Annotated in this window: 25 protein-coding genes; 5 read left to right on the top strand and 20 right to left on the bottom strand. The window is 74.3% G+C overall.

All coding sequences use genetic code 11. The features are described from left to right. Positions 1 to 147: 147 nt before the first annotated feature. A complete protein-coding gene (locus PYV61_RS00760) occupies positions 148 to 1,278 on the bottom strand; it encodes a GGDEF domain-containing protein (protein WP_275827277.1) in 1,131 nt (376 codons plus the stop codon). A gap of 488 nt (positions 1,279 to 1,766) precedes the next feature. Here PYV61_RS00760 and PYV61_RS00755 point away from each other — a divergent pair, with 488 nt between their 5' ends. Next, complete coding sequence (locus PYV61_RS00755; protein WP_275827275.1) at positions 1,767 to 1,958, top strand: YbdD/YjiX family protein; 192 nt, start codon at positions 1,767 to 1,769, stop codon at positions 1,956 to 1,958. On the opposite strand, the gene PYV61_RS00750 is transcribed toward PYV61_RS00755, so the two are convergent. Further along, positions 1,928 to 3,178 carry an MFS transporter gene (locus tag PYV61_RS00750; protein ID WP_275827273.1) on the bottom strand — a complete coding sequence of 417 codons (1,251 nt, stop codon included), beginning with the start codon at positions 3,176 to 3,178 and terminating at the stop codon, positions 1,928 to 1,930. The genes PYV61_RS00755 and PYV61_RS00750 overlap by 31 nt on opposite strands. A 72-nt stretch (positions 3,179 to 3,250) precedes the next feature. Between PYV61_RS00750 and PYV61_RS00745 the strand changes: the two genes are divergently transcribed. Next, positions 3,251 to 4,465, top strand: coding sequence for a M20/M25/M40 family metallo-hydrolase (locus tag PYV61_RS00745; RefSeq protein ID WP_275827271.1), 1,215 nt, complete (start codon positions 3,251 to 3,253; stop codon positions 4,463 to 4,465). Here the strand turns inward: PYV61_RS00745 and PYV61_RS00740 are convergent. The 10 genes from PYV61_RS00740 to PYV61_RS00695 all read right to left on the bottom strand — a co-directional run bounded on the left by PYV61_RS00740 (position 4,449) and on the right by PYV61_RS00695 (position 11,477). Next, positions 4,449 to 5,240, bottom strand: coding sequence for a PEP-CTERM sorting domain-containing protein (locus PYV61_RS00740; protein ID WP_275827269.1), 792 nt, complete (start codon positions 5,238 to 5,240; stop codon positions 4,449 to 4,451). The two genes, PYV61_RS00745 and PYV61_RS00740, sit on opposite strands and share 17 nt — an antisense overlap. Positions 5,241 to 5,415: 175 nt before the next feature. Further along, complete coding sequence (locus tag PYV61_RS00735) at positions 5,416 to 6,162, bottom strand: PEP-CTERM sorting domain-containing protein (protein ID WP_275827267.1); 747 nt, start codon at positions 6,160 to 6,162, stop codon at positions 5,416 to 5,418. 183 nt (positions 6,163 to 6,345) lie between these two features. Continuing rightward, positions 6,346 to 7,335 (bottom strand): sugar phosphate nucleotidyltransferase, encoded by a 990-nt coding sequence (locus PYV61_RS00730; RefSeq protein WP_275827265.1) that lies wholly within the window; start codon positions 7,333 to 7,335, stop codon positions 6,346 to 6,348. Between the two features lie 97 nt (positions 7,336 to 7,432). Further along, a complete protein-coding gene (locus PYV61_RS00725; RefSeq protein WP_275827263.1) occupies positions 7,433 to 7,807 on the bottom strand; it encodes a cupin domain-containing protein in 375 nt (124 codons plus the stop codon). A gap of 147 nt (positions 7,808 to 7,954) precedes the next feature. Further along, the gene (locus PYV61_RS00720; protein ID WP_275827261.1) at positions 7,955 to 8,494 is read right to left on the bottom strand and encodes a F0F1 ATP synthase subunit delta; all 540 of its coding nucleotides are present in this window, start codon (positions 8,492 to 8,494) and stop codon (positions 7,955 to 7,957) included. Further along, positions 8,494 to 9,108, bottom strand: coding sequence for a F0F1 ATP synthase subunit B (gene atpF / locus PYV61_RS00715; RefSeq protein ID WP_275827259.1), 615 nt, complete (start codon positions 9,106 to 9,108; stop codon positions 8,494 to 8,496). The genes PYV61_RS00720 and atpF overlap by 1 nt, the downstream gene beginning before the upstream one ends. Before the next feature lie 67 nt (positions 9,109 to 9,175). Beyond that, a complete protein-coding gene (gene atpE, locus PYV61_RS00710; protein ID WP_275827257.1) occupies positions 9,176 to 9,448 on the bottom strand; it encodes an ATP synthase F0 subunit C in 273 nt (90 codons plus the stop codon). A gap of 255 nt (positions 9,449 to 9,703) precedes the next feature. Next, positions 9,704 to 10,792 carry a F0F1 ATP synthase subunit A gene (atpB, locus tag PYV61_RS00705; protein WP_275827255.1) on the bottom strand — a complete coding sequence of 363 codons (1,089 nt, stop codon included), beginning with the start codon at positions 10,790 to 10,792 and terminating at the stop codon, positions 9,704 to 9,706. Continuing rightward, positions 10,789 to 11,148: a hypothetical protein gene (locus tag PYV61_RS00700; RefSeq protein WP_275827253.1), complete on the bottom strand. Its 360-nt coding sequence runs from the start codon at positions 11,146 to 11,148 to the stop codon at positions 10,789 to 10,791. Before PYV61_RS00700 ends, atpB begins: the two co-directional genes overlap by 4 nt. Continuing rightward, positions 11,145 to 11,477 (bottom strand): AtpZ/AtpI family protein, encoded by a 333-nt coding sequence (locus tag PYV61_RS00695; protein ID WP_275827251.1) that lies wholly within the window; start codon positions 11,475 to 11,477, stop codon positions 11,145 to 11,147. The genes PYV61_RS00700 and PYV61_RS00695 overlap by 4 nt, the downstream gene beginning before the upstream one ends. A 237-nt stretch (positions 11,478 to 11,714) precedes the next feature. Here PYV61_RS00695 and PYV61_RS00690 point away from each other — a divergent pair, with 237 nt between their 5' ends. Further along, positions 11,715 to 12,284 carry a BsuPI-related putative proteinase inhibitor gene (locus PYV61_RS00690; RefSeq protein ID WP_275827248.1) on the top strand — a complete coding sequence of 190 codons (570 nt, stop codon included), beginning with the start codon at positions 11,715 to 11,717 and terminating at the stop codon, positions 12,282 to 12,284. A gap of 146 nt (positions 12,285 to 12,430) precedes the next feature. Then, entirely contained in the window at positions 12,431 to 13,456 is a 1,026-nt protein-coding gene (locus PYV61_RS00685) for a MoxR family ATPase (RefSeq protein WP_275827247.1), read from the top strand. Between the two features lie 3 nt (positions 13,457 to 13,459). On the opposite strand, the gene PYV61_RS00680 is transcribed toward PYV61_RS00685, so the two are convergent. The 8 genes from PYV61_RS00680 to argF all read right to left on the bottom strand — a co-directional run bounded on the left by PYV61_RS00680 (position 13,460) and on the right by argF (position 21,669). Next, positions 13,460 to 14,791, bottom strand: a complete 1,332-nt coding sequence (locus PYV61_RS00680) for an HD domain-containing phosphohydrolase (protein WP_275827245.1) — start codon at positions 14,789 to 14,791, stop codon at positions 13,460 to 13,462. A gap of 303 nt (positions 14,792 to 15,094) precedes the next feature. Further along, positions 15,095 to 15,820 (bottom strand): hypothetical protein, encoded by a 726-nt coding sequence (locus PYV61_RS00675; RefSeq protein WP_275827243.1) that lies wholly within the window; start codon positions 15,818 to 15,820, stop codon positions 15,095 to 15,097. Between the two features lie 361 nt (positions 15,821 to 16,181). Further along, complete coding sequence (locus PYV61_RS00670; RefSeq protein ID WP_275827241.1) at positions 16,182 to 17,840, bottom strand: sigma-54 dependent transcriptional regulator; 1,659 nt, start codon at positions 17,838 to 17,840, stop codon at positions 16,182 to 16,184. Further along, positions 17,837 to 18,352, bottom strand: a complete 516-nt coding sequence (locus PYV61_RS00665; RefSeq protein ID WP_275827239.1) for a MogA/MoaB family molybdenum cofactor biosynthesis protein — start codon at positions 18,350 to 18,352, stop codon at positions 17,837 to 17,839. Before PYV61_RS00665 ends, PYV61_RS00670 begins: the two co-directional genes overlap by 4 nt. After that, the gene (gene gcvT, locus PYV61_RS00660; protein ID WP_275827237.1) at positions 18,349 to 19,461 is read right to left on the bottom strand and encodes a glycine cleavage system aminomethyltransferase GcvT; all 1,113 of its coding nucleotides are present in this window, start codon (positions 19,459 to 19,461) and stop codon (positions 18,349 to 18,351) included. The genes PYV61_RS00665 and gcvT overlap by 4 nt, the downstream gene beginning before the upstream one ends. 104 nt (positions 19,462 to 19,565) lie before the next feature. Continuing rightward, complete coding sequence (locus PYV61_RS00655) at positions 19,566 to 20,165, bottom strand: pyridoxamine 5'-phosphate oxidase family protein (protein WP_275827235.1); 600 nt, start codon at positions 20,163 to 20,165, stop codon at positions 19,566 to 19,568. Positions 20,166 to 20,271: 106 nt separating this feature from the next. Next, the gene (gene bcp, locus PYV61_RS00650; RefSeq protein ID WP_275827233.1) at positions 20,272 to 20,742 is read right to left on the bottom strand and encodes a thioredoxin-dependent thiol peroxidase; all 471 of its coding nucleotides are present in this window, start codon (positions 20,740 to 20,742) and stop codon (positions 20,272 to 20,274) included. Positions 20,743 to 20,745: 3 nt separating this feature from the next. Then, a complete protein-coding gene (gene argF / locus PYV61_RS00645) occupies positions 20,746 to 21,669 on the bottom strand; it encodes an ornithine carbamoyltransferase (protein ID WP_275827231.1) in 924 nt (307 codons plus the stop codon). Between the two features lie 111 nt (positions 21,670 to 21,780). Here argF and PYV61_RS00640 point away from each other — a divergent pair, with 111 nt between their 5' ends. Beyond that, positions 21,781 to 22,581 carry a hypothetical protein gene (locus PYV61_RS00640; RefSeq protein ID WP_275827229.1) on the top strand — a complete coding sequence of 267 codons (801 nt, stop codon included), beginning with the start codon at positions 21,781 to 21,783 and terminating at the stop codon, positions 22,579 to 22,581. The last annotated feature ends 105 nt before the right edge of the window (positions 22,582 to 22,686 follow it).

Below are 22,686 nucleotides of genomic sequence, written 5' to 3'. Positions count from 1 at the left end.
GGGGGAGCGTGCCGGGGAGGTCGATCGGCCCGTGGCGGGCCGCGCAGGCGCTGCCGCATGACGGCACCGTCACCTTGCGCTCTCTCTGATGATCGGCCCCTCACCGCCGCGACTTGAGTCCGGCCGCGACGCCGCCCCGCGCCCCGCTCAGCCGCCGGTCGAGACCCGCCCGCGCCCGTCGCGCTTCGCCGCGTAGAGCGCCGCGTCGGCGCGCTCCGTCCACCGCGCCGCGGTCTCCCCCGCGCGCAGCGCCGCGACGCCGACCGAGACCGAGGTCGCACCGGCCAGGGCGGCCACCAGCCGCTCGCCCATCCGCACGCCGTCCTGCACCGACGTCTCGCGCAGCAGCACCGCGAACTCGTCGCCGCCGATGCGCGCCACCACGTCGGTGCGGCCGAGGAAGGTGCGCGACAGCTGCCCCGCCACGCGCTGGAGCGCCGCGTCGCCCGCGGCGTGCCCCTCGCGGTCGTTCAGCGCCTTGAGGTGGTCGAGGTCGAGCAGGAGGAGGCAGGTCCGCTGCCCCCACAGCCCGTGCAGCGCGACCGCGTGCGCCAGCGACTCGTCGAAGGCGCGGCGGTTGCCCAGCCCGGTCAGGGCGTCGGTCATCCCCTCGCGCCGCGCCTCCTCCAGCGCCGCGCCCAGCGCCGCCACCTCGCGCCCCAGCTCCGCGATGCGCCCCTCGCGCTCGGGCGCCCGCGCCGCCAGCAGCGCCCCCAGCTCGCCGACCGCGGCCTGCGCGGCCTGGCGCATCTGCTCGGGCGACGACTCGGCCACCGCCGCGTGCAGCCGCCCCACCACCTCGCGCGAGCGGTCGTGCGCGGCCGCCTCGGCGCCGACGGCGTCATGCAGCCCGTGGACGAGCGCCCACACGGTGGCGCGCAGCTCCTCCAGCGTCTTCGTCGCGTACGCGTGCTCCACGCGGCGCTCGGTGCTCGCGAAGCGGACCGCCCCCTCCCAGTCCCGCTCCCCCAGCCCGCCGCCGCGCACGGTCGCGGTCTCGGCGTCGCCGTCGTCGTCCGTCGGCAGGGCGAGCCCCGTCGTCAGGTGGCGCCGCCAGCGGTCGGCCTGTCGGCGCACCCCCGACGCGTCGCGCGTGTCGGTGTCGAGCGCGTACTTCCCGACCAGGTGGACCAGCGCGCCGACGGCGTCGAGCATGCGCCCCACCGCGTGGTCGTCGGTGGGCGGCGCGGACGGCGTGGCCGGGACGTCGGGCGGGGCGGGGCGGCTCGGCGCGGGGCGCTCGGCGCCGCCGCCGAACCAGCGGCGGACGGAGGTCACGGGACGGGGCGGAGGGTGAGTCGGCGGGCCGACGGCGGCGCGCCGTACGCGGGGGTGGACGACGCTCCCCCCCGCGGCGAAACTGGGCGCGGCCGTGGTGCCAGATAGGGGCCGTAGTGAACGGGGCGAGCACGCGGAGTGCACTGGGATGGCGGCCGCCGGGCGTGGAGCCCCCGTCGTCCGACCGTCGCTCCCGCCCCCCGCCCCGCCTTCCGTGCCGCATCTCGACGACCCCCGCCAACGCCGCCAGCAGGAGCCGCCGCCGGCCGACCCGTCCCTCGCCGACGAGCCGCGCCGCGCCATCGACTGCGGCGCCGACGCGGGCCCGCCCGACGGGCGCCCGACCCCCGCGGGACGCGGCCGGGGCGTCCCCCGCGGCTCCCCGTTCGCCTCGCGCCGTGGGCCGGACGACGAGCGGCGCGTCTGAGCCGCGGCCGGCGCCCGGCGACGCCTTGCGCGCGGCCGCGCGCGGCAGAGAATCTTCCCTCGTGCAAGCCATCGCCGACCGACTCGACGCCGTCCGCCGCGTCCTGTACGCCGTGCTGGGCGTGCCGGACTACGACCGGTACGTGCGGCAGCTGCGCGAGCGGCACCCGGAGTGCGCCGTCCCCACGCGCCGCGAGTTCGAGCAGGAGCGGCTGAAGGCGCGCTACGAGAAGCCCGGCTCGCGCTGCTGCTGAGCGGGCGGCGTCCCGGCCAGCAGGATCGCCGCCGCCGCGGCGGCCAGCCCCGCCCCCGCGAGGAACGCCGTCGGCGCGCCGCGCGCGTCCCACAGCGCGCCGAACAGGAGTGACGCCGGCAGCGCGGCCACGCCGACGACGAGGTGGTACCACCCGAACGCCGCGCCGCGCGCCTCGTGCGACGACAGGTCGGCGACGAGCGCCTTCTCCGCCCCCTCGGTGAGCCCGAAGAACGCGCCGTAGGCGAGCATGAGCGCCCACACGTGCCACGGCGCGCGCGCGAACGCGAAGCCCGCGTAGACGAGCGCGTACACGCCCCACCCCGCGACGATCGTCGGCCGGCGCCCGAGCCGGTCCGACAGCGCGCCGCCCGGCGTGCTGGCGAGCGACTTCACCGCGTGCAGCGCCGCCCACAGCGCGGGCACCAGCGCGACCGGCACGCCGAGCTGCGTCGCGCGCAGCACGAGAAAGGCGTCGGTGGCGTTGCCGAGCGTGAACACGAACACCGCCACGAGCAGCGCGCGCAGCGCGCGCGAGCGCGGCGCGGCCATGCCCGCGGGCGCGTCGGCCACGACCGACGCGGGCGCCGCCGGCTCCGGCGTACGCGGCTCCTCCCGCACGCCGACCGCCAGCACGAGCACCGCCAGCGCGCCCGGCACCGCGGCCAGCCAGAACACGGTGCGCAGCGGCAGCGCCGCGGCCGACAGCAGCAGCCACGCCAGCAGCGGCCCGATGACCGCGCCTAGGTGGTCGGCGGCGCGGTGGAAGCCGAAGGCGCGCCCGCGGGCGGCGGCGGGGGCGGCGCCGGCGAGCAGCGCGACGCGCGGCGCGCGCACGATCCCCTTCCCCACGCGGTCGGTCAGCCGCACCGCGAGCACGTGCGCCGGCGACGCCGCGACGGCCACCAGCGGGCGCGCCGCCGACGCCAGCAGGTAGCCCGCGAGCACCAACGGCTTGCGGCGCGGCAGCCGGTCGGACCACCACCCGCTCGCCAGCTTCAGCAGCGCCGCCGTCGTCTCGGCGGCCCCCTCGATCGCGCCGACCACGGCGGCCGACGCGCCCAGCGAGGCGGTGAGGAAGATCGGCAGCAGCGGCGCGATCATCTCGCTCGACGCGTCGGTCAGCAGGCTCACCAGCGCGAGCGTGACGACGGTGCGGCCGAGCCACGGGCGCGGCGCGGGCGCGGCCGGCGGGGAGGACGCTGGGGACGCTGGCGTCATGGGCACCGCGCAATGTAGCCGCGGCCGCGCGCGGGCCTTGCGTGTCCGCCCCCGCGCCCCCAATTCCCTCCCATGTCCGTCGACACCGCCGCCGCGGCCCGCCGCACCCACGACGCGCTCGCGCGCGCCCGGGCGCGCCTCGTCGCCCGCGACGCCGAGACCGTGCGCGACCAGGTGACGCTGGCGGAGATCCCCTCCCCCACCGGCGAGGAGGGGGAGCGTGGCGCCTGGGTCGCGCGCCGCTTCGCGGCCCTCGGCCTCCGCGACGTGCGCGTCGACGCCGCGGGGAACGTGATCGGCCGGCGCGACGGCGAGTCCCGCGACGACCGCGCGCCGCGCGTGGCGGTGTGCGCGCACCTCGACACTGTCTTCCCGCGCGACACGCCGCTGCGCGTGCGGCACGACGGGCGGCGCCTCGTCGGCCCGGGGATCGGCGACAACGGACGCGGGCTCGCGGCGATGCTCGCGCTGGCCGAGGTGCTCGACGGCGACCACGTGCGCACGCGCCACGCGATCGAGTTCGTGGCGACGACCGGCGAGGAGGGGCTCGGCGACCTGCGCGGCGCGAAGCGCTACTTCGCCGACGCGCCCGCGGTGCGCGCCGCCGTGGCGCTCGACGGCGCGGGCGACGAGCGCATCGTGCACCGCGCGGTGGGCTCGCGGCGCTTCCGCGCGACGTTCGCCGGCCCCGGGGGGCACAGCTGGGCGGCGTTCGGCGTGCCGAACGCGGTGCACGCCGCGGCGCGCGCCGCCGCCGCGATCGCCGCGCTCCCCCTCGACGACGCGCCGCGCGTCACCGTGTCGGTGGGGCGCATCGGCGGCGGCATCTGCGTCAACGCGATCCCCGCCGACGGCTGGCTCGAGGTCGACCTGCGCTCGACCTTCACGCGCATGCTCGACCGCTACGAGCAGTCGATCCGCCGCGCGGTGCACGCCGCGGCGCTGGAGGAGAACGCGACGCGCGCCGAGGGGACGCCTCCGCTGACCATGCGGGTCGAGGTCATCGGCGACCGTCCCGGCGGCGAGCTGGCGGCCGACGCCCCGCTCGTGGCCGGCGCGCTGGCGATGACGCGCCTCGTCGGGCGCGCGCCCGAGCTCGGGTCGGCGTCCACCGACGCGAACGTCCCCCTCGGACTCGGCGTCCCCGCGATCGCGATCGGCGCCGGCGGGCGCGGGGGGGAGGCGCACACCCCCGGCGAGTGGTTCGAGAACGCCGAGGGCGCGGTCGGACTCGGCCGCGCCCTCGGCATCGTGGCCTACGCGGCCGAGCTCACGAGCGCGCGCTGAGCGCGCGGCGCCGGCCGACGAGCCCCAGGATGCCCAGCCCCGACGCCAGCAGCACGTAGGTCGACGGCTCGGGCACCGTGCTCCCCGGCGGGTTCGTCACCTGCTGCGCCGAGCCGATGGTCATGTCGTCGAACGCGAAGACGTCGTCGGCGTCGGTGCCGCGGAACTGGACGCTGGTGAAGCTCGTCGTGTTGATGAAGCCCGCGTACAGCAGGCTCCCGTCGCGCGCCGAGTTGCGGCCGACCGACGGCGTGTACGGCAGCACCCAGTCGAGGGTCGTGCCGCCGACGAGCGTGAAGCGGAGCGCGAGCTGCGAGCCCTGGTCGCCGACGTCGATCCCGTAGAAGCCGAACGCGGCGACGGGATCGGAGAAGCTGATCGTGAACGTGGTGCCGGCGTTCGAGCTGGTCGCCTCGTAGAACCGCGTGCCGCTGGTCGGGTAGCGCCCCGCGCCGTTCGCGCCGGCGCCCGCGAACGTCTCGACCGCGCCCGCGCCGCCGAGGGTCGCGGTGCCCGCGCCGGCGAAGCTCAGCGACGGGTTGGTCGCGCCGTCCGCCAGCCCGTCGAAGCTCTCCGTGCCGACGCCGGTGAGCGCCGAGAGGAAGTTCGCGCGCGTCGCCGCGGAGTTGACGTTCGGCGCCCGGGTCGCGTCGGTGCCCCCGACGTCGGTGCCGAAGTAGCAGAACGACCCGGCGGGGCACTGCGCGCGGGCCTGCGCGGGAGCCAGGGCGACCAGCAGCAATGCGAGCGCGGACCAGCTTCTCCTGGACGGCATCGAGATTCCTCCGTGGGATGGGTGGACGGCATGCGGCGCATCCAGGGTACCACACCATGACAGGAATGCAATATTCGACCGCAACAGCCTCATCCATGTCGCGCCGGAAACGCCGGCGGGGCGGACTCCGATCGGAGCCCGCCCCGCCGCTGCACCACGCAGAGTGTGACAGAGATCACATGGCCGGACGACGGCGACGGCGTCCGACGGCGCCCAGCACCGCCAGCCCGGTCCCCAGCAGCGCGTACGTCGAGGGCTCCGGCACCGTGCTCGTCACCTGGCCCGCCGTGCCGATGGTCATGTCGTCGAACCCGAACACGTCGCCCGAGCCCGTGCTGCGGAACTGCACGGAGGTGAACGGGTTCGCGGCGTCGATCAGCCCGAAGAACAGCAGGTTGCCGCTCGCCAGCGGGTCGGTGCGGTAGTCGTAGGGCACCTGCACGTCGATGATGCTTCCCGACACGCGCGTGAGGCGCAGCAGCAGGTTCGAGCCGCTGTCGCCGAGGTCGCGCCCGTAGAAGCCGAACGCCGCGATCGGGTCGGTGAAGGTGATCGTGAACTCGCTCCCGCTCCCCGTCGTCACCAGGTAGTACCGCGAGCCCGACACCGGCGCGGCGCCCGACGAGTTGCCGGTCGCGACGCGCCCCGTGCCGGTCACGGTGGCCGTGCCGGCGCCGGGGAAGGTCAGCGCCAGCGGGGCGCCCGTCCCGGTGGGGATCCCCTCGAAGGTCTCGGTGCCGACGCCGGTGAGCGCGGCCAGGAAGTCGGAGCGTGCGGTGGTGACCGCGGCGTTCGCGGTCCCGAGGTCGTTCTGGCCGTAGTAGACGGTCTGCGCCCCCGCCGGCGCGGCGACCGCGGCGAGGAGCGCGGCGGTGGCGAGCGAGGCGCGGGTGCGGCGGGTGCGGCGACGGCTGGTCGTCATCGAGCGTGCGGTACGGGTACGCGGATCCGGCCCGCCGAGCGCGGGCGTCGTGTTCCGGGCGCGCATCCTAGCCGAACGTGACGACTCCGTCATGGTGCAGAAGCACCATGCGTCGCGTGAATGAACGGCAATAAAACAGGGCAGCGCTCCGTGGGGAGCGCCGCCCTGGGACGTGCCGCCGGCTCACGCGCCGACGCGGACCTCCGAGTGGTCGCCGAGCGTGGCGGAGCCGGTCAGCCCCTGCACCTTCACCGCGTCGCCGATCAGCGAGGCGGTCAGCCGCGAGTCGACGACGCGCGACTGCGCGCCGACGATCGTGTCGCGGAGCGTCGAGCCCTCGATCGTGCTCCCCGCCGAGATCGAGACGTTCGGGCCGACCGTCGAGTCGCGGATCGTCACGCCCTCCTCGATGTAGACCGGCTCGACGATCGTCGCCGACGCGTCGAGCGACGCCGGACGCCGGGCGCGCCCCTTGTCGAGCATCGCGCGGTTGGTGTCGAGCAGCGTCTCGATCTGCCCCGCGTCGTACCACCCCTCGACGTCGATCACGCGGATCTTCGCGCCGCGGTCGATCATGTACTGGAACGCGTCGGTGAGGTAGTACTCGCCCTTGTTCTTCGGGCGCGTCAGGACGTGGTCGATCGCCTCGTACAGCAGCTGCCAGTTCCTGATGTAGTACAGGCCGATGTTCGCGCGCTTCGAGATCGGCTCGCTCGGCTTCTCGACGATGCGGGTCATGTTGCCGTCGGCGTCGGTCACCACCACGCCGAAGCGCTGGTAGTCCTCGACCTCCTTGACCCAGATGATCCCGTCGGCGTCGGAGTCCTTCACCACCGACAGGTCGGCGTCGAAGATCGTGTCGACGAAGATGATGAAGACCGGCTGGTCCACGTACGGGCGCGCGAGGTTGACGGCGCCCGCCGTGCCGTCCTGCACCGCCTGCTCGACGAACACCGCCGGGAGCCCGATGTCGTCGCGCGCGTGCGCCTCGACCTTCTCCTTCAGGTGCCCCGTCACGTAGATGACCTGCTCCACGTCCCCGAGCCGCTTCACGTCGTCCATGACGTAGTCCATCACCGGCTTGCCGGCGATGCGCAGCATGGGCTTCGGCGTGACGTGCGTGTGCGGGCGCAGGCGGGTGCCCTTGCCGGCCAGCGGGATGATGACTTTCATGGCGGGGTCGGTGGGGGTGGGGCGTCGAGCGGGATACTCGCCCGGCGCCCGCGCGGGTGCAAGATCCGTGACCCCGCCGCCCCCGCCCCGCCCCCGCTCAGGGCGCGCTCGTCCCCTCGCGGCCGTAGCGGTCCTTCAGCCGCACCACGTCGTCCAGCTCCGGCGTGCTCGCCTCGAGCACGTCGCAGTCGGTCACCGCCTCCATGTAGTGGACGGTGCCGGGGGTGATGCGGAACGCGTCCCCGGCCCGCAGCCGCATGTCCTCCAGCGGCGCGTCGCCCAGCGCGACCCAGTAGCGCAGCTCCCCCGAGAGCAGGTACACCGTCTCGTCCTTGCGCTCGTGGTACTGCACCGAGAGCTGCTGCCCGGCCTTGATGTGGAGGATCTTCCCGACGTAGCGGTCGGTGTGCGCCCAGATGATCTCGTGTCCCCACGGCTTGGGGACGCGCCTGACGTCGAAGGGTCCGCTCATGGTGCGGCTGGAGTGGGAGGGGGCGCCGTCGCGGCGCCGCTCCGGGGGGAATATCGGCACCGGCGGCGACGCCCTGCAACGCGAAGGCGCCGGGCCCCGACGGGGCCCGGCGCCTGGACGGCCGCGTGCGACGCGCGTCGGCGCGCGTCAGCGCGCGGCCATGCGGGTGCGGAGGAGCGACAGGCGCCGGCGGACCGACCCGTCCATCACCGTGTCGCCGACCTTCACGACGACGCCGCCGAGGATCGCCGGGTTCACGGCGACGTGCGGCACCACCTGCTTGCCGAGGGAGCGCGAGAGCTGCGCCGCGATCGCCGCCTCCTCGTCCGCGCTCGGCGCGCGCGCGACGGTGACGCGCGCGTGCACGCGCCCCTCCGCCTCGTCGAGCAGGTTGAAGTACTCGGTCACGATCTGCGGCAGTAGCATCTGCCGCCCCTTCGCGACCAGCGTCTGGAGGAAGCGCACCAGCACGCGCGGGAAGCGGTCCTGGAACGCCTTCGCCAGCACCTCGCTCTTCCGCTCCGCCGACAGCCGCGGCGACTCGAGGAAGCGGCGCAGCTTCACGTCGCGCTCGACCGCGTCGGCGAGCTCGCGCGCCATCCGCCCCCACCCGTGCGGGTCCTCGCCCTTGCGGGCGAGCGACAGCAGCACGTCGGCGTAGTTGCGGGCGATCGTCGCGTCGCGCATCAGCGGCGCGCCCCGTTCGCCGGGATCGTGGTCAGGAACTGCTCGACCAGGCGGCGGTTGGACGCGTCGTCGAGGTTGCGCTCGATGACCTTGGACGCGCCGGCGAGGGCGAGGTCCACCGCCTCGCGGCGCAGGTCGGCCACGGCGCGCTCGCGCTCCGCGTCGATGTCGCGGCGGGCGCGGTCGAGGAGCTCGGCCTGCTGCTGGCGCGTCTGCTCGAGCAGGTCGGCGCGCATCTTCTCGGCGGCCCCGCGGGCGTCGGCGATCAGCTTCTGCGCCTCGCCGCGCGAGCCCTCGAGCTGCGCGCGCTGCTCGGCGAGCAGCCGGGCGGCCTCCTCGCGGTCGCGCTGGGCGCCCGCGATCGCGTCCTCGAGCGCCTTCTCGCGCGCCTCGACGGCGGCGGTGAGGGGCTTGAACGCGAACTTCGTGAGGATGAAGAGCAGGACGGCGAAGATCAGCAGCGTCCAGACCATCAGCCCCGCGTGCGGGTCGAGCAGCCCGCCGCCGCCGGACGCGGCGCCGTGCTCCGCCTCCTGCGCGAGGGCGGGGCGCGCGGCGGCGCTCAGCAGGACGAGGGACAGCGGACGCGAGAGCGGACGAAGGAGCGTGCGCATCGAAGGGTCACTCGGGAGGGGGAGCGCGGCGGGGCGCCGCTGGGGCGCCCCGCACGCGCGGACGGACTCAGACCTTGCCCTGGAGCTGGAACGCGATCACGGCGCCGAAGAGCGCCACGCCCTCGATGAGGGCGGCGAGGATCAGCGCGGCGGTCTGGATGCGGCCGGCCGCCTCCGGCTGGCGGGCCATGCCCTCGACGGCGCGGCCGCCGATGTTGCCGATGCCGAGGCCCGCGCCGAGGACGGCGAGGCCGCCGCCGATGCCGGCGCCGATGGAGATGAGACCGCGGCTGTCGGCGGCCGTCTCGGCGGCCGCCTGGATCAGGGGAAGGAGCGACATTGTCTGGAGAGATGGATGGGACGTGCCGTGGCCCCGCGCCGCGCGGTGTCGCTGCGCCGGCGTCGCCCGCCGTCGGACCCGGAGGTCCAGCGGGCCTTCCCGATCACTCGATCGGGTACGTGCCGCCGCGGGCTGGAGCGAACCCGCGCGCGGTGGAACTGGGACGAACTCGGTCGTGCGGATGGAGCGGGAGCGACGCCGGTCAGGCGTCGCGACTTCCAATCGGATGCACCACTGAGGCGCGCGGAGCGCGCCTCAGTGGTGCGCTTCGCGGATCTGGCCGATGAAGACCGACGAGAGCAGCGCGAAGATGAAGGCCTGCAGGAACGCGACGAACAGCTCGAGCACCATGATCGCCGAGGCGGCGAGGAAGGGCGCCGTCGAGGCCGGGCCGCGGAACAGGAAGATCAGCCCGATGAGCGCCAGCACGACGATGTGGCCGGCGGTCATGTTGGCGAACAGACGGATGGCGAGCGCGAACGGCTTGGCGATCTTCCCGACGATCTCGATCGGCGTCATGATCAGGAACATCGGGACCCGCATGAAGATCGGCAGGTCCTTGTTCCAGTAGAAGATCGTGTTCAGGTAGCCCGCGCCCTGCGCGCGCATCCCCGCGATCTCGACGACGACGAACGTCAGCACCGCCAGCGCCGCCGTCACCGAGATGTTGCCGGTGGCCGTCGAGCCGTACGGGATCAGCCCGAGCAGGTTCGCGAAGAGGATGAAGAAGAAGAGCGTCAGGATGAACGGCACGTACTTCTCGCCGTGGTGCCCGAGGTTCTTCAGCGCGACCTCGTCGCGGATGTAGAGCACCAGCGCCTCGATCCCGGCCGCGAACCCCTTCGGGTGCCCGGCGGCGTGCGAGTGGCGCTTGTGCGCGCGGGCCGCGCCGATCAGCACCAGGCACGCGAGCGCCGACGCGAGCAGCATCATCAGCACGTGCTTCGTCGGCGACAGGTCGAGCTGGTACGACCCGACCGGCACGATCCACCCGGTGGGCAGGTGCCCCTCGCAGGTCAGGATCGCGTAGTCGCCGCTGAGGCACGGGTACTCGAAGTGCGGCGCGTCGGTGATGTGCGGCGTGATGATGTCGACGGCCTGCGCCGGCGTCGCCGCGTGCCCCTGCGCCGCCACCTCGGCGACCGTGGTCTGCGCCTCGCCGCGCTGCTCCGCGGTGCCGACGGCGGCCGCCGCGGCGCTCGCCGTGGCCGCCGAGGAGGTGTCGGTCACCGACGGCTGGGCGGCCGGCGCCGCGGGGACGGCGCCGTGGGCGTCCTGCGCGTGCGCCGGCGCGCCCACGAGGGCCAGCGTCGCAGCGAGCGCGAGAGAGCCGAACAGTCTCATACGTTCAGCAGCAGGGGTTCGACGAGCGTGGAGACGAAGAAGAAGACCGCCAGACTGATCATCGCCGGCACCGACGCGAGCCCGAGGGCCCGCACGACCACCAGCGCGTAGACCGCGAACACCCCCATCCGCAGGAGGGCGCCGAGCCCCCACCCCGCGACCGGGTTCTTGCGCACCGCCGCGCGCCGCGCGACGGCGAAGGCGACCAGCTGCACCACGAACGCGACGCCCGCGCTGGCGACCACGGCGCGCCGGGCGTCGGCGCCCGGGTACACCAGCGTCAGCACCCACCCGCCCACGAGGATCACCGCGACGGTGATCGCCGTGAACAGCCCCATCGCGCGCGCCGTGGTCACCGGCCGTCCCGCCGCCGCGCGTCGTCGGCGCGGCGCTGTGCGCGCATGAGCTGGGTGTACATCACGTAGAAGGAGCCGCCCGCGCCGAGGAGCATGCAGGCCAACAAAAAGACCGGCGCCGTCCCGAAGCGTCGGTCGAGCCACTGCCCGAGGTAGTAGGACCCCACGAGCGCGACGGCGAACTGGAAGCCGAGTCCGGCGAAAGCCAGCCCGCCGAGCCCATCCGACGACCCTCGCGACCACCCGTCGGCGCGCAGCGTCGGCGGGGTCGCGGGAGCGGCATCCCCCGCACGATCGGGGTCGGGCGGGGAGACGTCCTGCGGGTGCATCGCGGCCGGGAATCTAGCCCTTGTGAAATTTTTCGCAAGCGAGCCGGCGCCGCGGAGCCGAAGGAAACCCGAATGGAGCGGCGTGTCGCAAGTCACGCCGCGGGCCGCACTTACGCCGTGACCAATCGGTTGACGGCTCGTCCGTACCTCGGTAGGTTGCCGCGCGCAAGGTCCCCCCGGTCGCCCCCCTCCGCGACCACCCTTCCGGCGCCTCCCGCCCCCGCCGCGCCGCCCGTCATGGATCGTCGTCACGCCCTGCTCTGCCTGGCCGTCGCCCCCCTCGCGGCGTGCGGCCCGCACTCCCGGACCCGCGCCGAGGCGCTCGCCACCGTCGGCGTCGTCACGGGCGCGACGCCGCGCGCCGAGGCGCCGGTGGACACGACGGCGCCCGTCCTGCTCGCGACCACGCGCGACACCGCGGCCAAGGCGCGCCGCGACACCACGCTCGGCGCGGAGCTGGCGGTCGAGGCGGTCGGCGGGGTGCGGTTCGCGCTCGCGGTGGCCAACCCGTCGAGGCACCGCGTCGAGCTGACCTTTCCGGACGGCCGGACGCGCGAGTTCACGGTCCGGGACTCGGCCGGTCGCGAGGTCTGGCGGTGGGGCGCCGGACGGATGTTCACGCAGGGGATGCAGGCCCGCCTGCTGGGGGCCGGCGACAGCGTGGTCTACGAGGGCCGGTGGACCCCGCCGGCGCCCGGGCGCTACACGGTGGTCGCGCAGCTCCGCAGCGACAGCCACCCGATCGAGCGGCGTCTCGCCTTCACCCTCCCCGCCGCCGCCGCTCCCGCGCGGGTCGCCGCGCACTGAGCGGACGCGCCCTCCGGCCGCCCGCTCGACGGCCCGCCTCCCCCGGCGGGCCGTTCTTGCATCGCGTGAACGGGGCGCGCGCGGGCGGCGCCTGCCCCGGCCGTGCACGCTGGTTAACTTCGGCGCGGACCCCCACCCCGACGCCGATGTCCTCCGCCTCCCCCCCGCTCCCGCAGGCCCCCGCCGGCGACGACGTCGCGCTGCTGCGCGAGCTCGCCGGCGCGCGCCGCGCGCTCTCGACGCAGATCGCGCGGCGCGTGGTCGGCCAGCACGAGGTGGTCGACCACCTGCTGACGGCGCTGCTGGCCGGGGGGCACGCGCTGCTGGTCGGCGTCCCGGGGCTCGCGAAGACGCTGCTCGTGCAGACGGTGGCGCAGGCGCTCGACCTCCAGTTCTCGCGCGTGCAGTTCACCCCGGACCTGATGCCGAGCGACATCACGGGGACGGAGATCCTGGAGGAGGACCACGCCACGGGGCGGCGCGTGTTCCGCTTCGTGAACGGGCCGATCTTCGGCAACATGGTGCTGGCCGACGAGATCAACCGCGCCCCGCCGAAGACGCAGGCCGCGCTGCTGCAGGCGATGCAGGAGCACGCGGTCACGGCGGCCGGCACGACGCACCGCCTCCCCGAGCCGTTCTTCGTGCTCGCCACGCAGAACCCGATCGAGCAGGAGGGGACGTACCCGCTCCCCGAGGCGCAGCTCGACCGCTTCATGCTGGAGCTGAAGGTCGGCTACCCGAGCCGCGAGGAGGAGGAGCGGATCGTGGCGGCGACGACCGGGATCGACACGTCGCGCGTCGAGCCGGTGCTGACCGCGGAGCGGCTGGGGGCGATGCAGCGCCTCGTGCGCCGGCTCCCCGCGCCGCCGACCATCGTGCAGTTCGCCGTGAACCTCGTGCGCGGCACGCGCCCGGACGAGGGGGAGGCGTCGGCGCAGGTGAAGAAGTACGTCGGCTGGGGCGCCGGCCCGCGCGCGTCGCAGGCGCTGGTGCTGGCCGCCAAGGCGCGCGCGGCGATGGACGGGCGCGCGATGCCGGACCTCGACGACGTGCGCGCGGTCGCGCTCCCGGTGCTGCGGCACCGCATCGTGCTGAACTTCCAGGCCGAGGCGGACGGCGTCACGGTCGAGAGGCTGCTCGACCTGCGCGAGCGCGACGGCGCGCGCCGCTGAGCGCTACGCGGCGATGACGGGCGCGGGGGCCGGCGTCGCCGCGACCGTCGCCGGCGCCGCGGTCGCGGGCGTCTCGACCTGCGGGGCCTCGCGCTTGAAGATCTGCACGTAGAGGTCGCTCGCCAGCAGGCGGTCGCAGATGTACGGGTCGAACTGCTTGCCGCGGTGCTTCACCAGCTCGCGGCGCACGTCCTCGGGCCCGAGGGCCGGCCGGTAGGGCCGGTCGGACGTCATCGCGTCGATCGTGTCCGCGAAGACGATGATGCGCGCGGTGAGCGGGATGTTCTCGCCCGCGATCCCGTCGGGGTAGCCGCCGCCGTCCCAGCGCTCGTGGTGGTGGCGGACCGGCGCGACCAGGTCCTGGAGGCCGCTGACCATCGCGACCAGCTCCGCGCTGCGCACCGGGTGCTCCTCGATGACGAGGCGCTCCTCGTCGGTGAGGCGGCCGGGCTTCTGGAGGATGTCGGCGAAGCGCTGGTCGATCTTGCCGACGTCGTGCAGGAGGGCCGCGACGCCGACGCGCTCGACCTCGCGGGCGGAGAGGCCGATGGAGCGGGCGATGATGCGGGAGTACTCGGCGACGCGCTGGGAGTGGCCGGAGGTGTAGGGGTCGCGCATTTCGATGGCGGCGACCATGACTTGTAGAAGGTCTTGATTCGCTTGCGCCAACTCAAGCGTGGTGCTGTAAAGCTGCCGGGTCCCGAGTACGAACACTGCAAGGAGAACGAGCCCAGGAAGATCAACCCGCAGGTAGACCCAGACGAAGGAGTACACAACAAAGACAGCGATCACATCGAACAACAGCGTACGGAACGCGTGTTCGCGCCACACACTCGTGAAGCGCTGTCCCCGACTTAGCGCGATCACACCGCTCACCGCCCCCGTATTGACGACGAAGAACGTCGTCACCAGGGACAGATACGGAACTCCGGGCAGAATCTTGGACGGCTCGAGGCCATCAGCACCGAGGAGCCGGAACGCGATGATCGCGCAAGCGATCGAAAGAACGAGTTGCGCGATGTTGAACAGCGCCTTCTCAAGCGCCGGCCGTCGGATGGCTTCCGAAACCACCATCGAGCAGAACGCCGCGCTCACCGTTACCCAGTTCGGGGCGATGAGCGCGGACGAAAGAAACGGAAGGAACGAGATCGAACCTGCAGCGCTGTGCGGCAACTTGAACGCCTGCACCTGCGCGACGAAGGCAAAGACCGTGAAGCAGACGACGGCCTGAACCCCCTTCGAATTGATGCTCCCTCCCAACAGGACGACTGCGACCGTCGCACAGACGGCCAGGGCCATGGTCGCCCCGATGAATGCAGTCAGCTTCCGTTCCATGGAGAAGAGCCCCCCGCCCCGGGCTGGCACGACTTACCACCAGATCAAAGTGCCGCTGAACATCGCGGCGACGAGATCGGCAATGATCGTCATCCGAACTCACCTCCCTTAGTAGCAATGTCATGCAGGACTCGTCCTGACGCCCAGACATGCTTGAACTTTGGTTGGCTCCGCTCGAGAGGCCGTCTGCCTCACCCGCTCAGCTTCGCTCTACCGGGGACGGGGAATAAGTAGAAGTTCGGACTGCGGAAGCGCGCCGCGAAGCGCGCGAGAAGGTCGGTCTCAATCGTCGGCAGGAACGACTCAGCGGCCGCGCGCGATCCAGCGGTTGGTGGCGTCGAGCACGGCCAGCACCGCCGCGGCCTCCAGCCCGTCGCGCACCTCGCAGCTGCCGGTCAGCAGCGTGGCCCCGCGCCCCTGGCGCGCCGCCACGCCCACGAACACGAACTCGCGCCCGAACGCGGTCACCAGCTCCGCGCCCTCCAGCGCCAGATCCAGCGCGTCGCCCTCGGCGCGCGTCAGCGCCGACACGGCCGCCCGCGCCACGAGCTCCTCGACGCGCGCCCGCTCCGCGGGCGGCGCCTCCGCCTCGGCACTGACGATCTCGGCGCCCTTGCGCAACATCACCCGGCACCACAGCGCGCGCGACGAGCGCCGCACCTCGACGTCCTCGAAGTAGACGCGCCGCACCGACTCGATCGCGCGCGGCGTCGGCGGCACCAGCGCCGGCCCGGCGGACGGGCGCCCGGCGCGGGCGCGCCCGGCGTCGCTCGTCGTCGCGACCGAGATCTTGCGGTGGTCGATGCGCCAGCCGAACTGCGCGAGCAGCGCGCTCTCCACGTTGCGCACCGTCTGCTTCGGCGACACGTCGGCCGCCGTCAGCACGTGCACGTCGCCGATCCCGCCGCCGTCCGACTCGAGGATGCGCACCGAGATGACGCCCGGCAGGCTCGCGAGCAGCTCCTCGGCGTCGGCCATCGGGAGGCGCGCGCTGGGCGCGGTGGCCACGGCGCCTTCGGCGCGGGGCACGAACACGGGCGAGGGCTGGGTCACGGCGACGACGGCGCGCGGGGGGGCACGGGAGGGGGCGGCGGGGCCCCTCGCGGCGGCAGGACGGCGGGAACGGCGGGGCGACGGCGGGGAGCCGTCGGGAGGGCGGGCGTCGAGCGGGGGGAGGCGGTGCGCGCCACGCCGGGTGGGTGGCGGCGTGAAGAGTGAGCCGGATCACCCGACGGCGCAAGACTTTGGGCCAGCAGCGTGACGGTCTGGCGACGATCGAAACGCGATCGCTCGCACTCCGCCGGCCCCGCGCGACCGAGTATGACCGACGAGGGCACGCTTTCGTCACAACGTCGTCCGCGAGGCCCCAGACGGACGTCTTGCGCGGCGCTCAGTCCTCGGGGAACTCCCCGACGTCCGCGGGCGCCGCGCCCCCGTCGTACTCGTGCAGCTTGCGGTACAGGGTGCGCTCGCCGATGCCGAGCAGCTCCGCCGCCCGCCGGCGGTTCCCCCCCGTCTCGCGCAGCGCCGCCTCGATCGCCGCGCGCTCGATCGCGGCCATCGTCATCCCCGGGCTGATCGTCACCACGTTCGGCGGCGGCGCCGCCTCGCGCGGCTCGAGCGCCGGCGCGGCCGGCGCCGCGATCCCGCCCGCCGCGCCGGCGGCGAGCAGCGCCGCCACCCCGTCGGCCGATTCGCGCGCCGCCACCCGCGCCGCGCGCTCGTCGTCCAGGCGACGTCGCAGCTCCTCGACCTGCAGCTTCAGCTCGACGAGGCTGCGCACGATGAACTCCAGCTCGCGCCCCTCGGCCCGCTGCCCCTCGCGCAGCACCGCGCCGACGGGGACCGGCAGCAGCCGCGCGGCGCCGACGTCGCGCAGGTGCGCCGGCAGGTCCTCGGGGCGGATCTCGCGGCCGGGCGCGAGCACCACCATGCTCTCGATCAGGTTGCGCAGCTCGCGCACGTTTCCCGGCCATGGGTATCCGACGAGCAGCTGCATCGCCTCCGCCGACAGCCCGTGGAACGGCCGCTCGTGCCGCGCCGAGAACTCCGCGACGAAGCGGCGCACGAGCAGCGGGATGTCGTCGGGGCGCTCGCGCAGCGGCGGGAGGTAGATCCGCAGCACGTTCAGCCGGTAGTACAGGTCCGAGCGGAACGTCCCCTCGATCACGTGCTCGCGCAGCGGGCGGTTCGTCGCCGCCACGACGCGCACGTCGACCTCGATCGGCGCCGTGCCGCCGAGGCGCGTCACCTCGCGCTCCTCCAGCACGCGCAGGAGCTTGACCTGCGTGTGCGGCGGGATCTCGCCGATCTCGTCGAGGAAGATCGTCCCCGTGTCCGCCAGCTCGAAGCGCCCGAGCCGCCGCTCGGCGGCGCCGGTGAAGGCGCCCTTCTCGTGGCCGAACAGCTCGGACTCCAGCAGCGTCTCGGGGAGGGCGCCGACGTTCACCGCGATGAACGGCTTGCCGCGGCGCGGGCTGAGCCGGTGGATCGCGCGCGCGACCAGCTCCTTCCCCGTCCCGCTCTCCCCCTCGATCAGCACCGTGCTGGTGACCGGCGCGATCTGCTCGATCTGCACCAGCACCTCGCGGATCGCCTCGCTCTCCCCCACCAGCCCCGTGACCTGCGAGAGCCGGCGGCGCTCCAGCGTGCGGCGGATCCCGGCCGCGACCTCCTCGGGGACGATCGGCTTCGGGTAGAGCGCGGCGTAGCCGGCCTCGCGCAGGCGCGCCGTCGTCTGCGGGTCCGACACGTCTGTCAGCCCGACCGTCGGCACCCCGTCCCACCGCAGGAGGCGCACGAGCGCCAGCTGCTGCGCGTCGAGCAGCGCGCCGGTGAGCACGACCACGTCGGGCTGCGCGCGGCGCAGCGTCGCGCGCACGTCGTCGACCGGCGAGACGAGCGTCGTCTCGAGCCCCTGCGCCTCCAGCAGCGCGTTGAGGCGCACCGCGGGCTCGAGGTCGGTGAGCGTCAGCAGCACGCGCATCCGCGCCTCCGCGTCCGCGCGGTCGCGCGCCGCGTTCCCCCGCCCCGCCCCGCGCTCGCTCACGACGCCCCCGCCGGCCGGCCGTGGTCCGCCGGCCGGCCGCGCAGCACGTCCACCGCGTGCCCGACGATCGGCGCCAGCGCGGCCAACGCGTCGCGCACCCCGCCGGGGGAGCCCGGGAGGTTCACCACCAGCGTGCGCCCGCGCGTCCCCGCCAGCCCGCGCGACAGCGCGGCGCGCGGGAACGCCGCCGCCGACGCGGCGCGCAGCCGCTCGGGGATCCCCTTCGTCTCGCGCTCCAGCACCGCGCGCGTCGCCTCGGGCGTCACGTCGCGCGGCGCCAGCCCGGTGCCGCCGGTCGTGAGCACGACGTCCGCCGCGTCGGCGTCGCACCAGGCGGCCACCTGCCCCGCGATCGCGACCGTCTCGTCGGGCACCAGCGCGCGCGCCGCCACCGCGTCGCCGCGCGCCGCCGCCCACTCGGCGATCGCGTCTCCCGAGCGGTCGTCGGCCGGCGTGCGGGTGTCGGAGACGGTCAGGATGGCGATCCGCACCGCGGGCGCCGGCCGGCTCACTTGTGCGACGCGTCCTTGTAGAACGGCGGCTTCACGACCGTCGCCGGCACGCGCTTGCCGCGCACGTCGATCTCGATCGCGCTCCCGGGCGCGGCGTGCGATGCCGGCACGTAGCAGGTGCCGATCGCGACGCCGAGCATCGGGCTCATCGTGCCGCTGCACACCACGCCGCTCGGCGCGCCGTCGACCAGCACCGGGTAGCCGTGGCGCGGAATCGCGCGCTCGGCGACGGTGAAGCCCACGAGCCGGCGCGGGATCCCGGCGGCCTTCTGCGCCTCCAGCGCCGGCTTCCCGACGAAGTCGCCCTTCGCGAGCTTCACCAGCCACGCCAGGTTCCCCTCGTACGGCGTGACCGTGTCGTCGATGTCGTTGCCGTAGAGCGCCATCCCCATCTCGAGGCGCAGCGTGTCGCGCGCCCCGAGCCCGCACGGCGTCACCTGCCCGGTCGCGAGCAGCGCGTCCCACAGGCGCGGCGCGTCGGCCGCCGGGACGTACAGCTCGAAGCCGTCCTCGCCGGTATAGCCGGTGCGCGAGACGATCCCCGACACGCCCGCGACACTCCCTTCGGCGAACCAGTAGTAGCCGATCGCCGACAGGTCGGTCTCCGTCAGCGGCTGCAGCACCGCCTCCGCCTTCGGCCCCTGTACCGCGAGCAGCGCGAAGTCGTCGGAGCGGTCCTCGACCGTGACGTCGAAGCCGCCCGCGTAGCGCAGCACGTGCGCGAGGTCCTTCTCGCGGTTCGACGCGTTCACGACGAGCATGATCCGGTCGGCCATCCGGTAGACCAGGCAGTCGTCCTCGATCGTACCGCGCTCGTTCAGGATCGTCGAGTAGTGCACCTGCCCGATCGCGAGCTTCGCGACGTCGTTCGTCGTGACGTGGTTGACGAACGCCACCATGTCGGGGCCGCGGACGACGAACTCGCCCATGTGGCTGACGTCGAACACGCCGCACCCCTCGCGCACCGCCCTGTGCTCCGCGGTGATCCCGGCCGGGTACTGGACCGGCATCTCGTAGCCGGCGAAGGGCACCAGCTTGGCGCCGAGCGCGCGGTGCTGCTCGTGGAGCGGGGTGCGCTTGAGGGCCTGCTCGGCGACCGTTTCGGCCATGGCGAACGACTCCGGGTGGTGGGTGACGGAGTCGGGGAATATGCCGGAACGGCAGGCCGCCCGGTAGACGCGAGGTCCACCGGGCGGCGCGGTGCTGCGGGCGATCAGGCGTTGCTGGGGCGGGGCGTGTCGAGCGTGCCCGCCTTCTTCAGCTCCGCATCACCGAGCGTGCGCTGGTCCGCGACCTTCGGCGGGTTGCCGGTGACCATCGCCTTCGCCACCTCGAACAGCACGAGCGGCGTCGGACGGTCCTGCTTGGAGTAGATCACCGAGTCCGCCTCGACGAGGACCAGCGCGAGGCGCGGGTCGTCGGGTCCGCCGTCGCGCTCCCCGCCCTCGTCGCCGAACCACGCGCGCCAGTCCGGCTGGTACAGCTCGTGGATGATGCGGCGGTCCTGGGTCACGCGCGCGGTGCCGCTGACCGACACCCACTCGCGCGTGCGGTCCTTGTAGAAGCCGCAGTTGACGTGCGGGTCCGTCGCCAGCTCCTCGAGCTTGTGCGACTCCACGTTCGTCACGAACCACATGTCGGTGCCGGCCGTGCGCCGCTGCACCTGCATCGGGCGGGTCACCAGCTGGCCGTCGGCCCGCCGCGTCGTGAAGAGGGCGACCTCGATGCCGTCGATCAGCTTGTAGAGGTCGTCGAGCTTCTTCTCGAGCGGCACCTCGTTGTCGAGGTTCTTCTCCTGCGACTTGTCGGCCATGTCCCCACCTCCCCTCGCGCTCGCGGTTCGCGGGCGCGCCGGCGTGCCCGGCGCCCCGGCGCCCCTCGAGGCAGGGTCCGTGCCCACCCCGGCCCCGCGCGCGAGCTCAGCCGAGCCCGGCGACGACCTTCGCCACGGCCTCGGCGTGCCCGGCGGTGCGCACCTTCTCGAACACGTGTGCGACCCGCCCCTCGGCGTCGATCACGAACGTCGTGCGCTCGACGCCCATGTAGCGGTGCCCGAACAGCTGCTTCTCGCGCCACACGCCGTACGCCTCGGCGACCGCGTGCTCGACGTCGGCGAGGAGCGGGAACGGGAGCGCGTACTTCTTCCGGAAGCGCGCGTGCGACTTCACGGTGTCGGGGCTGACGCCGAGCACCGCGGCCTTCAGCCGGCGGAAGCGCGGGAAGGCGTCGCGGAACGCGCACGCCTCCTTGGTGCACGTCTCGGTGTCGTCCTTCGGGTAGAAGTAGAGCACCACCGGCTTGCCGCGAAGCGACGCCAGCGCGAGCGGCTTCCCCGCGTCGGTCGGGAGGGTGAAGTCGGGCGCGGGCGCGCCCACGACCGGGACGTCCACCGCTCAGGCCAGCGGCTCGCCGCCGATCAGCGCCGCCATGATCGCCTTCTGCACGTGCAGGCGGTTCTCCGCCTCGTCCCACACCACGCTCCGCGGGCCGTCGATGACCGCCGCGTCCACTTCCTCGCCGCGGTGCGCGGGGAGGCAGTGCAGGAAGATCGCGTCCGACGACGCGCGCGCCATCAGGTCGGCGCTCACCGTGTAGCGCGCGAAGGCGCGCGCGCGGTCGGCCTGCTCCTCCTCCTGCCCCATCGACGCCCACACGTCGGTGGTCACCACGTGCGCGCCCTCGGCCGCCTCGGCCGGGTCGCGCACGAGCGTGACGTCGGCCGCCGCCCGCGCGCGGGCGAGGATCGCGGCGTCGGGGTCGTACCCCTCGGGGCAGGCCAGCGCGAGCGAGAACCCGAACGTCGCGGCGGCGTTCATCCACGAGTTGGCCATGTTGTTCCCGTCGCCGATCCACGCCACGCGCTTGCCCGCGTAGCCGCCGAGGTGCTGGCGCATCGTCATGACGTCGGCCATCACCTGGCAGGGGTGCAGCAGGTCGGTGAGGCCGTTGATCACCGGCACGTCGGCGTGGCGGGCCAGCTCCTCGACCTCGCGGTGGCCGTAGGTGCGGATCATGATCCCGTCGACGTAGCGGGCGAGCACGCGCGCGGTGTCGGCGATGGGCTCCCCGCGCCCGAGCTGCACGTCGCGCGGCGACAGGAAGAGCGCGTGCCCGCCCAGCTGGTACGTCCCGACCTCGAACGACACCCGGGTGCGCGTGGACGACTTCATGAAGATCATCGCCACAGTCTTCCCCTTCAGCGGCTTCGCCACGTAGTCGCCGGCCTTCATGCGCTCGGCGAGGGCCAGCGCGCCGTCGAGCTCCGCGCGCGAGAGGTCCGGGATCGCGAGGAAGTCGCGGTGGGTGGGCTCGGCCATGGCGGGGTGGGCTGGAGAAGGGGAGAACAGTAATCGGGCAAACCCCGCGGCGGGGGCGCGCTGTCAGATGGGAGAGCGTCCCCTCCCGCCACTCCCGTCCCGGAGCGCCCGATGTCCGTGCCGTCGCCCCGCCTCTCGCTGCTGCTGGCTGCCACCCTGCTCGCCGCCCCCGCCGTCGGGGCCCAGTCGCGCGACCGATGGCGCGAGGAGGACCGGGCGCGCGAGCGGGCCCGCATCCGCGCCGAGGAGACGCGCGAGCGGCAGCGCCGCCTCGCCGAGCAGCGGCGCGAGGAGGCGCGGCGGCAGGCGGAGCTCCGGCAGCGGCAGGCCCGCGAGCGCGCCCTGCGCGAGGCCGAGGCGCGCCGCCGCGACCGGATGCGCGACGACTACCGCGACTACTACCGTCCCCGCGTGTCGCTCGGCGGCGGGATGGACGTCCGGGAGTTCGGCGGCGACGGCGACCGCTTCCTCGTCCAGGGCGGGGTCGACTTCCGGTCGCGCTCCGGGCTCGGCGTCCGCCCCGAGGTCCTGGTGGCGTGGACGGAGAGCCGGACGGCCCGCTCGGGGAGCGACCTGGTCGTCGCCGGGCGCTCGCGACTGATCGGCGTCGCGGTGAGCGGGACCTACAGCTTCCTGCGCTCGTCGCCGGTGCGGCCGTACCTGATCAGCGGGCTCGGGGTGTTCAGCACCCGGACGCCGGGGCCGGAGGTGGTGTTCACCCCGGGCGGCGGGTCGCAGCCGGCGTCGCGCTTCCGGAACGACGTGGACGTCGGGCTGAACGCCGGCGGGGGGCTCGAGTTCGACGCCGGCCCGGTGCGGCTGTTCACCGAGTTCCGCTACCTGCTGACCGACCAGCCGCGGCTGAACGGCTTCGGCGGGATGATGCCGCTGACGATCGGGCTCCGCCTCTGAGCGGGCGGGCCGGGCGGCGCCGTCAGTCGGCGACCGCCCGGCGGGCCAGCGGGTGGCGGCCGACCGCGCGCGCGCGCTGGGCCGCGCCGGCGGCGACCAGCGGGA

Origin of the sequence: Roseisolibacter sp. H3M3-2 (assembly GCF_029211165.1) — a bacterium.
In the GTDB taxonomy this organism is placed as follows: Bacteria; Gemmatimonadota; Gemmatimonadetes; order Gemmatimonadales; family Gemmatimonadaceae; genus Roseisolibacter.
The sequence above is the reverse complement of the archived record's forward strand: the minus strand, read 5'-3'. Positions and strand labels throughout refer to the sequence as shown.

What these genes read in the sequence shown, in the direction of transcription:
- PYV61_RS00750 (WP_275827273.1), bottom strand. Translation starts at nt 3,178, where the DNA reads ATGACGCCAGCGTCCCCAGCGTCCTCCCCGCCGGCCGCGCCCGCGCCG.
- PYV61_RS00720 (WP_275827261.1), bottom strand. Translation starts at nt 8,494, where the DNA reads ATGCGCGACGCGACGATCGCCCGCAACTACGCCGACGTGCTGCTGTCG.
- PYV61_RS00735 (WP_275827267.1), bottom strand. Translation starts at nt 6,162, where the DNA reads ATGACGACCAGCCGTCGCCGCACCCGCCGCACCCGCGCCTCGCTCGCC.
- PYV61_RS00640 (WP_275827229.1), top strand. Translation starts at nt 21,781, where the DNA reads ATGTCCGTGCCGTCGCCCCGCCTCTCGCTGCTGCTGGCTGCCACCCTG.
- PYV61_RS00690 (WP_275827248.1), top strand. Translation starts at nt 11,715, where the DNA reads ATGGATCGTCGTCACGCCCTGCTCTGCCTGGCCGTCGCCCCCCTCGCG.
- PYV61_RS00695 (WP_275827251.1), bottom strand. Translation starts at nt 11,477, where the DNA reads ATGCACCCGCAGGACGTCTCCCCGCCCGACCCCGATCGTGCGGGGGAT.
- PYV61_RS00725 (WP_275827263.1), bottom strand. Translation starts at nt 7,807, where the DNA reads ATGAGCGGACCCTTCGACGTCAGGCGCGTCCCCAAGCCGTGGGGACAC.
- PYV61_RS00745 (WP_275827271.1), top strand. Translation starts at nt 3,251, where the DNA reads ATGTCCGTCGACACCGCCGCCGCGGCCCGCCGCACCCACGACGCGCTC.
- PYV61_RS00680 (WP_275827245.1), bottom strand. Translation starts at nt 14,791, where the DNA reads ATGGAACGGAAGCTGACTGCATTCATCGGGGCGACCATGGCCCTGGCC.
- PYV61_RS00740 (WP_275827269.1), bottom strand. Translation starts at nt 5,240, where the DNA reads ATGCCGTCCAGGAGAAGCTGGTCCGCGCTCGCATTGCTGCTGGTCGCC.
- atpB (WP_275827255.1), bottom strand. Translation starts at nt 10,792, where the DNA reads ATGAGACTGTTCGGCTCTCTCGCGCTCGCTGCGACGCTGGCCCTCGTG.
- gcvT (WP_275827237.1), bottom strand. Translation starts at nt 19,461, where the DNA reads ATGGCCGAAACGGTCGCCGAGCAGGCCCTCAAGCGCACCCCGCTCCAC.
- PYV61_RS00730 (WP_275827265.1), bottom strand. Translation starts at nt 7,335, where the DNA reads ATGAAAGTCATCATCCCGCTGGCCGGCAAGGGCACCCGCCTGCGCCCG.
- atpE (WP_275827257.1), bottom strand. Translation starts at nt 9,448, where the DNA reads ATGTCGCTCCTTCCCCTGATCCAGGCGGCCGCCGAGACGGCCGCCGAC.
- argF (WP_275827231.1), bottom strand. Translation starts at nt 21,669, where the DNA reads ATGGCCGAGCCCACCCACCGCGACTTCCTCGCGATCCCGGACCTCTCG.
- PYV61_RS00655 (WP_275827235.1), bottom strand. Translation starts at nt 20,165, where the DNA reads ATGGCCGACAAGTCGCAGGAGAAGAACCTCGACAACGAGGTGCCGCTC.
- PYV61_RS00685 (WP_275827247.1), top strand. Translation starts at nt 12,431, where the DNA reads ATGTCCTCCGCCTCCCCCCCGCTCCCGCAGGCCCCCGCCGGCGACGAC.
- atpF (WP_275827259.1), bottom strand. Translation starts at nt 9,108, where the DNA reads ATGCGCACGCTCCTTCGTCCGCTCTCGCGTCCGCTGTCCCTCGTCCTG.